The following is a 13,985-nucleotide window of genomic DNA, read 5'->3' as shown; positions in this document are numbered from 1 at the left end:
GAGAGGGGAGGGGGCTCAGTGGGCACTTGGGGGGGTGCTCAGCACCTTCATCGTGCCTCGCGTGACGCCGAACTGCTCGTGGACCGCCGTGCGCCGCACCGCCTCGGCCGGGGAGATCCGTCCGGCCAGCAGCTCCTGGTAGGCCCCCAGCACGCGCGTGGCTTCCTCCTGCGACTCGCGCACGAACTCCACCCGGAAGCGGCGGACCCCGCGCTCCAGCAGCTTCGGCACCAGCGAGGCCGCGCTCTGCGCCTGCGCGTTGAACACCGTGTTGCGGCAGCCCACGTCCACGATGACCGGGTGCTCCAGCCCGATGCGGTCGCGCAGCGAAATCTGATGCTTCTCGCACGGGCGTCCGCAGCTCTTGAAGTCGCGTCCGCTGGAGAGCGTGTGTGAGTACACGCAGTGCTCCGTGTGGAACGTGGCGATGTGGTGGTGCAGCGCCACGGCGAAGCGGTGCGCCGGCGAGTGGTCGAGCAGCGAGAAGAGCTGCGTCTCGTCCAGGTCGTGCGAGAAGGTGAGCGTGTCCAGCCCGAGGCTCAGCAGGTGCGCCGCCGTCAGCGAGTTGGTGACGTTGAGCGAGAAGTCCCCGTGCAGCACCGGGCGCGGCTGGCCCTCGGGCCGCTCCAGGAAGTGCATCAGCGCGCCCCAGTGGCGCACCAGCACCGCGTCGGGACGCAGCTTGTCGATGCGCGCGTCGTAGCCTTCCTCGCCCGGCTTCTGCACGCGCACGGTGGCGATCGTCACGCGCAGCCCCGCGGCCCTCGCTCGCTCCACGGCGCGCTGCAGGCCCACCATCTCCATCCAGTCCAGCTCCACCTCGCGCAGCCCGGCGGCGAGCACGGCCTCCAACTGCGCGTCATTGCGGCACAGCGGCAGCAGGCGCGGAGTCTCCTCGGCCGCCACCTCGGGCACGCGCGCCAGCAGCGAGGCGCGTACCTGCTCCAGCACCGGCGTCTCCACCACCGTGCGCTGGTGGCCCCGCTCCACCGCCGCGGTGAGCTCCGTCACGAGGTCTCGGCGCAGCGCCTTGAGCTCCGAGACCGGCAGGTGCAGCCCCGGCGTCAGCTCCGCGCAGTCCAGCCGCGCCAGCGTGAAGGGCGTGCCTCCGAAGGCGCCCAGCTTGTCCTTCAGCAGCGCTTCGTCGAGGCCCTTGCCCCGGGATGCGGTGAGCGGCGTCGGGCTGGCGGCCGAGCACTCGTGTCCCCAGGCGCTCGCATGCAGGCGCAGGGGTGCGCCCTCGGTGCCCGAGACCTTCAGCGTGAGCGGGATGCGGCCCTCGGGCTCGCCGTGGGAGAGCAGGCTCTCGGTGCGGCGGGCGAGGGACGGGTCGCTGTTGAGCCACACGCGCTGCCCCGGCGCCACGCGCCCGAGGTCCGGACCCGGGTGGCCGAAGCCCAGCACCCAGCCCTGGCCCTTGCGGTCCACGCGGAAGATGGGGCCTCCGGGCTCGTGCTTGTCCTCGGGGGCATTCGCATCGAAGACGACGCCCATGCCCGGGCGCGGGTCCACATGGGCCGGAGTGGGCTCTCCACCCGGGAGGGGAGAGGAGATGGGACCGTTGGGGGCCTCGGGGCGCTGCTCGCCCAGGCCGAGGCCACCGGTCCACGGGCGCTCATCGGGGGTGACGAACACCTCCTTGCCGGACACGGAGCGCACGCGGCCGAGGTACAGGCCCCGGTGCTTGGGGAAGCGGCCCTCGACGAGCGTCTGGTGGTCCGAGCCCCCGAGGAAGCCATTGGAGAAGCCCCGGCTGTAGGTGAGGGACATGTCGGCCAGGTCCTTCTCGAGCTGGCGCTCATCCGGCTTGCCGGCGATGACTCCGTCCACCCACCGCCGGTAGCCCTGCACGGTGGTGGTCACGTACTGCGGGCCCTTGAGGCGGCCCTCGATCTTCAGGCTGTGGACGCCGATGTCCACGAGGTCGGGGATGGCCCGTACGCCCGCGAGGTCCTTGGGGCTGAGCAGGTAGCGCACGTCGCCGAGGTCGCGCGTCTGGTGGTCCACCACCAGGTCATAGGGCAGACGGCAGGACTGGGCACACTGGCCCCGGTTGGCCGAGCGCCCGCCCCAGGCCTCGCTGGTGAGGCACTGGCCGCTCCAGGACATGCACAGCGCGCCGTGGATGAAGACCTCCAGCTCCATGTCCGTCTGGCTGGCCAGCCGGCGGATTTCAACGGTGGAGAAGCTCGCGGGGGACGACGACGCGGGTGACACCCAGGCCCCGGGCGAAGCGGATGCCCTCGGCGCTGGAGACGGTCATCTGCGTGGAGGCGTGCAGCTCCAACTGCGGGCAGATGGCGCGGGCCAGCAGGGCGATGGCCGGATCCTGGATGATGAGGGCGTCCACGCCGGACTCGGCCACGCGGCGCAGGATGCGCTCCACCAGGGGCAGCTCGGGCTCGAAGACGAGCGTGTTGAGCGTCACGTAGGCGCGCGCCCCGGCGCGGTGCACCAGCACCATCGTCTCGGGCAGGCGTTCGAGCGAGAAGTTGTCGGCACGGGCGCGGGCGTTGAAGCCCTCGTCCAACCCGAAATAGACGGCATCGGCACCGGCGGCGAGTGCCGCGCGCAGTGAATCGAGGTCGCCCGCGGGTGCGAGAATTTCAGGACGTCGGGAAGCCATGCTGCCTCCATAACACGCAGCCCACGTTCCAGAGCCCGCTCGGAGCCGTCCCCGGTCCTCCCCCGGACGGGTGAGGGGCGTCCGTGCGGCCCGCGTCGGAATAAAGGGCGCCTCCCGGGGCGAGGTGTTTCAGGGCTGGCCGCTGGCGGTCGCCGTATGCGCTCCCGTCAGGTAGCGCTCGCGGACGAACGTGTCCAACCGGTCGAAGGCGGTGGTGAGGATGTCCTCCGGCGGGAGGAACACCACCCGGAAATGGTGCGTGCCCGCCTTCTGCCCGAAGCCGCTGCCGTGCACGAAGAGCACGCCCGTCTCGCGCAGCAGCGACAGCACGAACTGCTCGTCGTCCGTCACACCGGGCAGTTGGAGACGGACCATCGCGTAGAAGGCGGCGGCGGGCTCCACCACGGACAGCCCGGGGATGGCGTTGATGCGGCGCACCATCAGGTCACGCCGTGAGCGCATCCGCTTCATCATCTCCGGGATGTGCTCCTGCGGCCCCTCCAGCGCGGGCTGGATGGCGTACTGCTGTGGAGCGGGCGCGCACAGCCGGGCGTCCGCCAGCCGCAGCACCGCATTTTTCAGCTCCGGCATCAGGTGCGAATTGCAGAAGACGAGCCACCCCATCCGCCAGCCACAGGCGAGGTACGCCTTGGACAGCCCATTGAAGGTGATGATGGGCACGTCCGCCGCCAGCGACGCGGTGGGGGTGTGGTCCTTGTCGTAGAGCAGCTTGTCGTAGATTTCGTCGGAGAGAATCACCAGCCCGCGCCGCCGGGCGATCTCCAGCAGCCCCTCCAGCGCCTTGCGGCCGAGCACCGCGCCCGTGGGGTTGTTGGGGTTGCACAGCAGGAGCGCGCGGGTGCCGGGAGTGCACAGCGCGTCGAGCTCCTCGAGGTCCAACGTCCAGCCGCGCTCCTCGTCCAGGGTGTAGGGCACCCCCCGGGCGTTCAGCTTGGCCATGAGGGCGTTGTAGAGCGGGTAGCCGGGGCAGGGCAGCAGCACGCGCTCGCCGGGCTCCAACAGGGCGGTGAGGGCCAGCTCCAGGGCTTCGCTGGCGCCACTGGTGACCACCACGTCCGAAGGCGTGACGCCGGGGATGCCGGTGCGCGTGCACTCGCGGGCGATGGCCTCGCGTGCGGCCGGGATTCCCGCCGAGGGCGCATAGCCGTTGTGGCCGTCGCGCATCGCCTTGTGCACCGCCTCGATGAGGTGCGGCGGCGTCTGGAAGTCGAACTTCAGCGGATCGCCGATGTTCAGGAAGAGGATGCGCTGGCCCTGAGCCTCCAGACGGCTCGCCTCGGCCACGACGTTGCGGATGGCGTATCGGACGTTCTCGATGTGCCTGGCGGCGCGAATCACGGGAATCCTTGGGAAGGGTCGCTGTCTATCTAGCAACTGGCTCCGCCCCGCGTTGCTGGACGTTCTTCTCCCGGTGCGGGGGATGACAGGGGCGAGCGCGGAGTGTCCTGTTTCAGGACAGAAGTGTTCGATTCCGGGACAAGCCCCGCTTTCGTGAACAAGCCCTTGAAACTCCAGGAGATTTGGGCGGATTTGTCACGGCGCGTTACATCCCTGCGGTGGAGAGTGGAGCCCTGACGCACCGGGTCAGTTTTGGGAGCCCAGCAATATCGAGGGCTTGGCTGCTGGCACGCTGGATGCTTAAGGAAGGCCTACACCAAAACGCGGGCCGCCAACTCCTCCTCCTCTGACGGTCCGCTGTGGTGAGCGGCGGATGAGCTCCCCCAGAGGGCTCGTCCGCCGCTGTTTTTTTCGGTTCAGGCGGGCGCGGACTCGAAGAGCTCCTGCAGGGATTGCACGGACACGGCCCTGCGGAGCCAGCGCCTGAGCTGTTCCATCTCGGTGCAGGCGGCAATGCGCTGGCGGGTCTGCTCGTCCACGTGGAGGCCCCGGGCCTCGAGGACCTCGAACAGGGCCCTCATCTCGCCCATCTGGACGCCTTCCTGGAGGCCTTCCCGCCGACCTTCCTCGCGCCCTTGAGCGAAGTAACGCCGGGCGAACTCGCTCTGGTACTCGTAGGTGCCACTGCGCATCAGTGCCTCCAGGGCGGTGCGTGCCGCGTCATTCAGCGAGCACATCACCAGGTCAAAATAGAAGCGCGCCCGCTCTTCATCAATCCCCACCAGGCCAGGCAGCACCGCCTCGGCGATGGCCGCTCCCCTCTCGCCCTGTCCGTGCGCCATGGCGGACAGCACCAGCAACTCCACCGCCTCGCGCGCCTGCTCGGGCCGGGTAATCACCGGAATGCTCTCCGGGCCCGCCAGGTAGGGCTTCAGCACGAAGCCCCGGTGGCCCGTCTCCAACGGCTGCCCGCACCAGCGGGCCACCCCCACGTCCGGTGCCACCACCAGCAGCACCGTGGGGCACTTCAATCGTGCCCTCATGTGGGTGAGGTACAGCGGCCACGTGTAGCGTTTCTCCTCGTCCGGCGAGAGCTGCACCTCCACCACGATGGCGAAACGAGGCGTGTCCTCCCACAGTTGCACCACCAGGTCCGCCCGGTACTCGGTGGGCACCACCTGGGTCAGCGCCGCGGACTCCGCCCGGGCCTCCGCGTAGGCGGGCACCTCGACACCGAGCGCGTCACGCAACAACTCGGCCGCCAGAGTGGGGCGGTTGCGGAACAACTCCAGGAGGGCCTCGTGCCGGAGGGAGGGCATACGACGGGGAGGTGATTTTAAAAGTCACCTCCCTGTCAATACCCAGGCTGACTCCAGAAGTAGTCCGCAGCCCGCTCACGCCGGACGAGGCGTGTGCCCATCCCCCCCCGGAGCGGAAGGCGGGGTGCCGTGCTCAGGGCGCTTGAGCAGCTTCGTGCGGGCCGTCTCCACCAGCGTGTACAGCACGGGGATGAAGATGAGGTTGACGAAGGTGGACAGCAGCATGCCGCCGAACACCGCCGTGCCCAGCGACTTGCGCGAGGCGGCGCCCGCGCCCGTGGCCAGCACCAGCGGCACCACGCCCAGCAGGAAGGCGAAGGACGTCATGATGATGGGCCGCAGCCGTGTGTCCGCCGCCTGGATGGCCGCTTCCACCACGCTCTTGCCCTGATGGCGGAGCTGCTCGGCGAACTCCACGATGAGCACCGCGTTCTTGCTGGACAGGCCCACCAGCATCAGCAGACCGACCTGGCAGAAGACGTCGTTGGCGAGCCCTCGCAGCAACTGGAAGCCGAGCGCCCCGAGGATGGCCACCGGCACCGCCAGCATGATGACGAAGGGCAGGGCGAAGCTCTCGTACTGCGCCGACAGCACCAGGAAGACGAAGATGACGCCCAGGGCGAAGATGAGCGCGACCTTGCCCGCGGACTGCTTCTGCTCGAGCGACAGGCCCGTCCACTCGAAGGTGAAGCCGGCCGGCAGGCCCTGGCGGGCCACGGCCTCCATGGCCTCGAGCGCCTGGCCCGTGCTGACGCCGGGCGCGCCCTGGCCGTTGATGGTGGCCGAGCGGAACAGGTTGTAGTGCGTGATGTTCTGCGCGGTGGTGACGGGCTCCACCTTCACGAGGCTCTCCAGGGGCACCATCTCCCCCAGCGCCGAGCGCACGTAGAAGGCGGAGATGTCCTTGGGCTCGTTGCGGAAGGGCATGGCCGCCTGCACGTAGACGCGGTAGACGCGGTTGGCGAAGGTGAAGTCATTGACGTACTGGCTGCCCATGTAGACCTGCAGCGTGGAGTAGAGCGCGTCCAGCGACACGCCCAGCGCCTTGGCCTTCTCCCGGTCCACCGACACGTTGAGCAGCGGGGTGCTCGCCGTGAAGGAGGAGAAGACGCTGCGCAGGTCCGGTGACTGGTTGGCCCGCGCGGAGACCTGCTGCGTGGCCGCCGCCAGTTCTTCCAGGGTGTGGTTGCCGCTCTGGTCCTCCAGGACGAACTCGAAGCCGCCCACGCTGCCCACGCCGCGGATGGTGGGCGGCGCGAAGGCCAGCACCCGCGCTCCGGGGATGGAGGCGAAGGGCCCTCGCAGCCGGTTGATGAGTCCCGCCACGCTCTGCTCCTTCTCCTCGCGCTCCTCCCACGGGTGGAGGTTGACGAAGAGGACGCCGTAGTTGGGGCCGGTGCCCAGCAGCGAGAAGCCGCCCACGGTGAAGATGTCCGCCACCTCCTTCTGCTGGCGCAGCACCTCCTCCGCCTGGATGAGCACCTGCCGCGTGTAATCCAGCGAGGTGCCCTCGGGGCCCTGGATGGCGACGATGAGGTAGCCCTGGTCCTCCTCGGGGATGAAGCCGGTGGGTGTGAGGCGGTAGAGCAGCGCCGTGAGGCCCATGAGCACCACGAAGGCGCCCAGCACCACCCAGCGCAGGGTGGGGGTCAGCAGCCGGCCCAGGAAGCGCGCGTAGCCGCGCCGGAAGGCGTCCATGGTCTGGTCCACCCAGCGGAAGACGCGCCACTTCTCCCCCTCGTGCGCGCGCAGCAGCCGGGCGCACAGCGCGGGGGACAGCGTGAGGGCCACCAGGGCCGACAGGCTGATGGAGAAGGCGAGGGTGAGCGCGAACTGCCGGTAGATGGAGCCCGTGGTCCCCGGGAAGAAGGCCACCGGGACGAACACCGCGGAGAGCACCAGCGCGATCGCCACCACCGCGCCGCCCACCTGCTTCATGCTCCGGTGCGACGCCTCGCGCGCGTCCACGTTCTCCTCCACCATGACGCGCTCGACGTTCTCGATGACCACGATGGCGTCATCCACCACCAGGCCCGTGGCCAGCGTCAGGCCGAAGAGCGTCAGCGTGTTGAGCGAGAAGCCGAACGCGCTCACGAAGGCGAAGGTGCCCACCAGCGACACCGGCAGCGTCGTGGCCACCACGAGGATGCTGCGCCAGCCGTGCAGGAAGATGAAGATGACGAAGATGACCAGCGCGATGGCCTCCACCAGCGTGCGCAGCACCTCCTCGATGGAGGCCTCCACCGCCCGCGTGGTGTCGAAGGCGCTCTCGTAGACCATGCCCGGCGGGAAGTTGGCCTTCAGCCGCTCCAGCTCGGCCACCACGCCCTCGCGCACCTCCAGTGCGTTGGAGCCGGGGAGCTGGAAGATGCCCAGGCCCACCGCGTCCCGGCCGTTGAAGCGCAGGAGCTGGTTGTAGTTCTCCGCGCCCAGCTCCGCCCGGCCCACGTCCTTCAACTGCACCAGCGTGCCGTCCTCGCTTCGCCGCAGGACGATGTCCCCGAACTGCTCCGGGGTGGAGAGCTGGCCGAGCACCTGCACGTTGATTTGATACGTCTGCCCCTGGGGCGAGGGCGGCTGGCCCACCTGTCCGGCGGCCACCTGCACGTTCTGCTCGCGCAGCGCGCCCACCACGTCCTGCGCGGTGAGGCCCCGGCTCGCCAGCTTCGTGGGGTCCAACCACAGGCGCATGGCGAAGCGGCGCTCGCCGAAGATGCGCACGTCGCCCACGCCATTCACGCGCAGCAGGGCGTCGCGGATGTAGACGTCCGCGTAGTTGCTGAGAAAGCCCGTGTCGTAGCGCCCTTCCCGGTCATACAGCCCGAAGGACATGAGGAGCTGCGACTGCGTCTTGTTGATGGTGATGCCCAGCGCGTTCACCTCGGCGGGCAGCCGCGCCGAGGCGGTGGCCACCCGGTTCTGCACCTCCACCGCGGCGACGTCCAGGTCGCGCTCCGGCTCGAAGGTGACGGTGATGGTGCTGGTGCCGTTGTTGCTGCTGGTGGAGGAGATGTAGCGCATGCCCTCCAGGCCGTTGAGCTGGCGCTCCAGCACCGTCGTCACCGCGCTCTCCACCACCTCGGCGGAGGCGCCGATGTACGTGGACGTCACCGTCACCTGCGGCGCCGCGAGCTTCCGGGTACTGCTCGACGGGAAGGCTGGGGATGGAGATGGCTCCCACCAGCGTGATGAGGATGGAGAGGACGCTGGCGAAGATGGGCCGGCGGATGAAGAAGTCGGAGAACATGGGCGCTCACTTCCCCCCGTCCGGGCCCGGCGCCGTGCCCGCGTCCGCGGCGCCGCCCACGCCAGGGCCCTCGCCCGGAAGCTGCTTCACGGGCTTCGGCTGGATGGGCTGCCCATCCCGCAGCGCCTGGAGCGAACCGACGATGACCGGCGTGCCCGCCTCCAGGCCCTCCAACAGCTCGTAGTAGTTGCCCTGGAGCACGCCCAGCTTCACCGGCCGGCGCTGCGCCACCATGGGGCCGCCATCGCCCTGCACCGCCACCATGGCGAAGTACTGGCTGCTCTGCTGCGTCACCGCGAAGGTGGGCAGCCGCAGCGCCTCGCGCGTGTCGTACACCACCCGGGTGTGCACCACCTGGCCGGCGCGCAGCCCCTGCGTGTTGTCGAAGGCGGCCTTCAGCTCCACCAGTTGCGTGCGCGGGTCCGACGTGGGGGCCACGAAGAAGACGGGCGCGCTCACCACCGGTGTGCCCTCGTCGTCCAGCACCTCCACCAGGGTGGTGCCCACCTCCACCTCGGAGGCGCGCTCGGGCGGCACCGCCACGGACACCTCCAGCGCGCGGCTCTGGTCCACGTTCGTCAGCGCCGTCTGCGGGGTGACGTAGTCGCCCACCTTCACGGGGATGTCGCCCACCACGCCGGCGAAGGGCGCCTGCACCCCGAAGTAGCCGAGCTCCACCTGCTGGGCCTGCAGCTGGGCCTCCGCCGAGCGCGCGCTGGCCTCGGCCGCCGCCGCCTGGGCCACCGCCTGCTCATAGTCCTGCCGGCTCATGAGTCCCTCGCGCAGCAACTGCTCGGCGCGCTGCCGGCTGCTGCGCGCGAACTGCCGCTGGGCCAGGGCCGAGGCGCGCTGGGCCTCGGCGCTCTGCACTCCCGCGCGCTCGCGCCTTGGATCGATCGCCAGCAGAAGCTGGCCCTGCTTCACCTCCTGGCCCGGCTTCACCGCGATGCGCTGCACGTAGCCGGCTACCTGTGGAAAGACGGTGATGCTGCGGCGGGAGATGAGCGTCCCCAGGTACTCGCCCGTGTCACGCACCGGGCCCGGTTGCAGCTCCAGCACCTCCACCGGCAGCGCCTGTCCGCCGCCGGGCCCTCCAGGGCCTCCGGGTCCACCCTTTCCCTCCGTGCGCTGACACCCGGCCAGGGCCAGGGCCGCCAGCCACACTCCCCACACTCCCTGCCTCACCAGTCGCATGCCGCCTCCACCAGGAATGCCTCGATTCGCGCCTGGAATAGCTGAAGCTCGCTCACCACCAGGTTCAGCTCCGCCTGCCGCAGCGCCGCCGCGGACACCACCAGGTCCTGACTCGTCCCGGCGCCCACCTCGAAGGCCCGGCGGGTCAGCCGGTCGTTCTCCGCCGCGAGCTCCCGCGCCCGGGTGGCGATCTCCTGCTCCGCCCGCGCCACGTCCACCTCGCGCCGCACCTGCCGCACCTCGACCGAGGCCCCGCGCCGCCGCTCCACCACTTCCTGGCGCGCCGTCTCCTCCTGGGCTCGCGCCTGCCGCACGCGGCCTCCGCGCGCGCCTCCTTCATAGAAGGGCAGGGTGAGCACCGCGCCGATGTTCCACACCGGCACCCGCGCGAAGCCCGGGTCCACCGTGAAGCCCACCACCGTGCTCTGCGCCTCCAGCGTGGGCAGGTACTGCGCCTGGGCCGCCGCCACGTCGTGCCCGGCCGCCTCCACCTGCGCGCGCGCCGCCGCCAGGTCCGGCCGCTCCTCCAGCGACGGGAGGCTCCGGCACTCCTGCTGGCCCTGCTTCAGCAGCTCCTCGAGGGACACGTTGCGCGCCAGCCCCACCGGCTGCTCCTGCCCCAGAATGAGCGCCAGGGTATCCCGCGCCTGCATCAGCGAGTTGTCCCCGGAGACCACCGACGAGCGCGCCGACTCCGCGTCCTGCCGCAGGCGGATGACGTCCAGTTGCGTACCCGCGCCCAGCTCCAGCCTCCGCTGGGCGAGCGCCAGCCGCTCCAGGGCGGCGCGCAGGTTGACGCGGTTCACCTCGGAGATCCGCTCGGCGGAAGCCACCCGCGCCAGCGTGCGGGCGAGCTCCCCGGTGAGCTGACGCCGTGTCTCCTCCAGCGACAGCTCGGCCGCCCGGCGCGACGCTCCCGCCGAGCGCAGCGATTGGATGGCACCCCAGTCGAGCAGGGGGACGGAGGCCGTCACCGTGACGGTGCCCAGGGGCGCGGTGGGCAGGGGGCCGTCGCCACCACCGGCGCCAATGCCTCCTCCGCCGATGCCGCCCCCGATGAAGGGGGTTGCCGGGTCGAGCACGTTGTATTGGACACCGGCCGAGCCCCCGACGGTGGGCAGCAGTCCGGCGAGCGCCACGCGCCGCAGTCCCGCGGCGGACTCCACCTGGGCCAGGGCGATGCGCAGATCCGTGGAGCGCTGGCGCAGCAACTCGAGCGCCTCGTCCCAGGAGCCCACCTGCACCGGAGCCGGAGGCACGGGCTCCAGCATCGGGTCGGAGACCTCGGGCTGAAAGGGCGGAGACACGGCGGTGGGCTGCTGTGGCGCGGCCCCCGGTCCGGTCTGCGCCAACATGGCTCCGGCGGGGAGGCCGGCGTGCCAGAGCAGGGCTGTGAGCAGGAGGGCGGTCATGGGCAGGCCGCCCACGTTGGTGCCTGCCGCCGCGCATCGCCTCCTACCGGAGGGCAGTCATGACACAGCAGGACATTGTGGGTGCTCGCTAGCGAGCACTTGCGTCACCCTGGAGCAGGAAGGTGACAGCGGGGCGGGACGGGTGCTCGCTGGTGGGCACTTGTGTCCCGCTGTCCGGCGTCAGCTCAGGTCCTTCGAGGCCGTCCGCGGCGGCTCCCGCGGGGGCAGGGGCTGGCCGAGGCAGTCGGTGCCCGGGGCGGGCGCGCGGGTGCTGCGGGGCCGGTACTCCCAGTGCCACGGCTCCGAGGGCACCGTGCGCCGGAAGCCATGGCGGCACGCGTTGGCGGCGAGCCAGCGGTAGGTGGGGGACTCCTCGTCGCCGACGACGACGTCCACCGCGAGGCCCCGCTGGTGGTTGGAGCGGCCGGGGCGCGCGGCCTTGGGGCCCAGGCCCTTGCGGTAGCGCTCGTAGAGCAGGCGCTGCTCCCGGCGGGTGCGGTAGCCGCTGGTCACCCAGAGCCCGATGCCCTCCGAGCGGGCCACGGTGGCCATCCGCAGGAAGGAGGACGCGGCGTCACGGTGCAGCGACTTGCCACCCGGGAGGGTGACGAGGTGCTTGGGCGTGGCCGTCTTCACCCGCTTGCGTTTCGCGTCCGCGCCAGGCGCGACACCAGGAACGAGCAGGCACACGAGGGCGAGGAGAAAGCTCCAGCGGAGCGGCGGGAACGGCATGGGCGGTTCCTGTCCAAGGGGGCAGGAATGGTTGCTCTCACATTCATTCCCGGAATGCGAGCAGGCGGCCGGGCAGGCGCCGCAGGGTCCGCTGGCTCGAAACCGCTCGGAGAAGAGCGTCTGGAGGGGGTGGCTCGTCTGGCCGCCTGCTCTCCCGGTAGAGTGCGGGCACTCCCATGACGACCGCCCTCCGTTCCGTGTCTCCGAGCGAGGAGACTTCCGCCGCTTCCGCTCCCGTCTCCACTCCCGCGGTGCTGCCCGCAGCGCGCCTGATGGCGCACGCCGCCGCGTGGCTCACCCTGTTGGGGCTGCTCACCGGCGGCTACGTCTCCGCGGCCATGACGGGCAAGGTGCCCGTGGATCCTCATGCCGCGCTCGCCTCGCACCTCAACGCGCTGATGGGGGCCTTCCTGCTGCTGGGCGTGGCCTGGACGCTGCCGATGCTGCGCTACGGGGCCACGGGACAGCGGCGGCTCGCGTGGGCCTTCATCGTGTCCAACTTCGCCAACTGGTTCGTCACCGGCGTGAAGGCGTGGCTGCGCGTCTCCGGCGTGGATGCCACCGGCGAGCCCGTGAATGACGCCGTGTTCGGCGTGCTCACGCTCTCCGTGGTGTTGCCGGCGCTCGGCGCGGCGGCGGCGTGGGTGTACGGTTTCCGGCGTCCCACCGCTTCTTAGGAGACCCGCACGTGGGTGGTGCGCGGGCCCTCGTCGATTCCGGCGGTGCTGCACCCGGCGGCGTGAGGCGCCTCAGTCCAGCGTGGCGCTCACGTCGGAGCGGGTGAGGCGCAGGGTGGCCATGCGGCGGCGGCGGGCATCGGCGATGGACAGGTGCCAGCCGGCGGCGAACAGTCCCACCGCGAGGCATCCGCCCCACAGAGCCCGGGCGCCGTAGTGCCCCAGCACCCACGAGCCGAGCGTGGGGGCGATGCAGGCCGACAGGGCCCACAGCATGTAATAGGCGCCCTGGTAGGTGCCGCGCTGCTCGGTGGGCGCCAGGTCCGCCACCACGGCCGAGCCCGCCGGGGCCTGGGCGATCTCCCCCAGCGTCCACACCACCACCGCGAAGGCCGCCATCGCCGGGTCCGCGCCGAGCGCATGCAGCCCGAAGCCAAGCCCCGTCAGGCCCGAGGCCCAGGCCAGCGCCGTTGCGCGCCGCACCTGTCCCATTGCCCGGCCGGCGAAGGGTTGCAGCAGCACGATGAGCACGCCGTTCACCGCCAGCACCGCGCCGAAGGTGGCGGGCGACATGCCCTGCGAGGTCAGGTCCAGCGGCAGCGTCACGTTGCCCTGGGAGAAGATGATGCAGGTGAGGACGATGGGCAGGGCGAAGGAGAGGAACACCGGATCCCAGAAGGGCGCGAGCCCGGGCAGCCCGCGCGACGGCTCCGCGCTCCGTGCTGCCCGGGTGGGGCGCGTCTCCGGCACCTTCCACCAGACGATGAGCCCGTAGAGGAAGGTGGTGCAGGCGTCCGCCACGAAGAGCACGAGGAAGCCGAAGCGCGAGGCGAGTCCCGCCAGGGGCAGGGCGATGGCGAAGCCCACGTTGACCACCCAGTACAGCAGGCCGTAGGCGCGTGCGCGGTCCTCGGGCTTCACCACGTCCGCGATGGCCGCCGACACCGCCGGCCGGTACAGCTCGCCCAGCAGGCCCAGCAGGAAGGCCGACACGCAGAGGTGCCACGTCTCGCGTGCGAAGCCCATGGACAGCATCGCCGCCGAGCCCAGCCACAGCCCCGCGAGCAGCGTCTTGCGCCGGCCCACCCGGTCCGCGAGCATCCCTCCGACGAGCCCCGCCAGCACGCCGCCCGCTCCGTGCAGGGACACCACCATCCCCGCTTCCTCCACCCGGAAGCCGCGCTCGCGCGTGAGGTACAGGGCCAGGAAGGGCACCACGAAGGCGCCCAGCCGGTTCACCAGCGTTCCCGTCCACAGGTACCAGTACGTGCCCGGCAGTCCTCCCGCCGTGGCCCGGACCTCTGCCCCCAGTCGTCCCAACAGGTGCTTCATGACGGGGCGCAGCTTGCGGGAAGTGGCCCGGGGGCGCCAGGGGCGGGCTTTCCCCTACTCCGGGAGTGGGTGGCCCGCGTAGGATTC

7 protein-coding genes and 2 pseudogenes are annotated in these 13,985 nt (G+C 70.9%); 1 reads left to right on the top strand and 8 read right to left on the bottom strand.

Annotated features, from left to right (window positions below):
• Window positions 1–15: 15 nt before the first annotated feature.
• From ACN28I_RS23950 to ACN28I_RS23920, 7 genes and pseudogenes are all read right to left on the bottom strand, one after another.
• A pseudogene (locus tag ACN28I_RS23950) lies at window positions 16–2,626 on the bottom strand (DUF3656 domain-containing U32 family peptidase).
• A 129-nt stretch (window positions 2,627–2,755) separates the two neighbouring features.
• On the bottom strand, window positions 2,756–3,985 hold the full coding sequence (locus ACN28I_RS23945) for an aminotransferase class I/II-fold pyridoxal phosphate-dependent enzyme (protein ID WP_420944267.1): 1,230 nt from the start codon (window positions 3,983–3,985) through the stop codon (window positions 2,756–2,758).
• 416 nt (window positions 3,986–4,401) lie between these two features.
• Window positions 4,402–5,304 carry a hypothetical protein gene (locus ACN28I_RS23940; RefSeq protein WP_420944266.1) on the bottom strand — a complete coding sequence of 301 codons (903 nt, stop codon included), beginning with the start codon at window positions 5,302–5,304 and terminating at the stop codon, window positions 4,402–4,404.
• A gap of 75 nt (window positions 5,305–5,379) precedes the next feature.
• Window positions 5,380–8,551 (bottom strand): annotated as a pseudogene (locus tag ACN28I_RS23935) (efflux RND transporter permease subunit).
• Between the two features lie 6 nt (window positions 8,552–8,557).
• A complete protein-coding gene (locus tag ACN28I_RS23930; protein ID WP_420944265.1) occupies window positions 8,558–9,745 on the bottom strand; it encodes an efflux RND transporter periplasmic adaptor subunit in 1,188 nt (395 codons plus the stop codon).
• Window positions 9,733–11,157 carry a TolC family protein gene (locus tag ACN28I_RS23925; RefSeq protein ID WP_420944264.1) on the bottom strand — a complete coding sequence of 475 codons (1,425 nt, stop codon included), beginning with the start codon at window positions 11,155–11,157 and terminating at the stop codon, window positions 9,733–9,735. Before ACN28I_RS23925 ends, ACN28I_RS23930 begins: the two co-directional genes overlap by 13 nt.
• Window positions 11,158–11,337: 180 nt before the next feature.
• Window positions 11,338–11,889, bottom strand: a complete 552-nt coding sequence (locus ACN28I_RS23920) for a M15 family metallopeptidase (protein WP_420944263.1) — start codon at window positions 11,887–11,889, stop codon at window positions 11,338–11,340.
• A gap of 176 nt (window positions 11,890–12,065) precedes the next feature.
• Between ACN28I_RS23920 and ACN28I_RS23915 the strand changes: the two genes are divergently transcribed.
• On the top strand, window positions 12,066–12,566 hold the full coding sequence (locus tag ACN28I_RS23915) for a hypothetical protein (protein ID WP_420944262.1): 501 nt from the start codon (window positions 12,066–12,068) through the stop codon (window positions 12,564–12,566).
• A 72-nt stretch (window positions 12,567–12,638) separates the two neighbouring features.
• Here ACN28I_RS23915 and ACN28I_RS23910 read toward each other — a convergent pair whose 3' ends face one another.
• A complete protein-coding gene (locus ACN28I_RS23910) occupies window positions 12,639–13,898 on the bottom strand; it encodes an MDR family MFS transporter (protein ID WP_420944261.1) in 1,260 nt (419 codons plus the stop codon).
• Window positions 13,899–13,985 lie beyond the last annotated feature (87 nt).

The sequence above is a fragment of the Archangium gephyra genome (assembly GCF_049060025.1).
Classification (GTDB): Bacteria; Myxococcota; Myxococcia; order Myxococcales; family Myxococcaceae; genus Archangium; species Archangium gephyra_A.
This window is presented reverse-complemented; position numbering and strand designations above follow the sequence as displayed.

Coding starts and splice junctions, on each gene's coding strand:
- ACN28I_RS23940 (WP_420944266.1), bottom strand. CDS start 5,304: ATGCCCTCCCTCCGGCACGAGGCCCTCCTGGAGTTGTTCCGCAACCGC.
- ACN28I_RS23930 (WP_420944265.1), bottom strand. CDS start 9,745: ATGCGACTGGTGAGGCAGGGAGTGTGGGGAGTGTGGCTGGCGGCCCTG.
- ACN28I_RS23925 (WP_420944264.1), bottom strand. CDS start 11,157: ATGACCGCCCTCCTGCTCACAGCCCTGCTCTGGCACGCCGGCCTCCCC.
- ACN28I_RS23920 (WP_420944263.1), bottom strand. CDS start 11,889: ATGCCGTTCCCGCCGCTCCGCTGGAGCTTTCTCCTCGCCCTCGTGTGC.
- ACN28I_RS23915 (WP_420944262.1), top strand. CDS start 12,066: ATGACGACCGCCCTCCGTTCCGTGTCTCCGAGCGAGGAGACTTCCGCC.
- ACN28I_RS23910 (WP_420944261.1), bottom strand. CDS start 13,898: ATGAAGCACCTGTTGGGACGACTGGGGGCAGAGGTCCGGGCCACGGCG.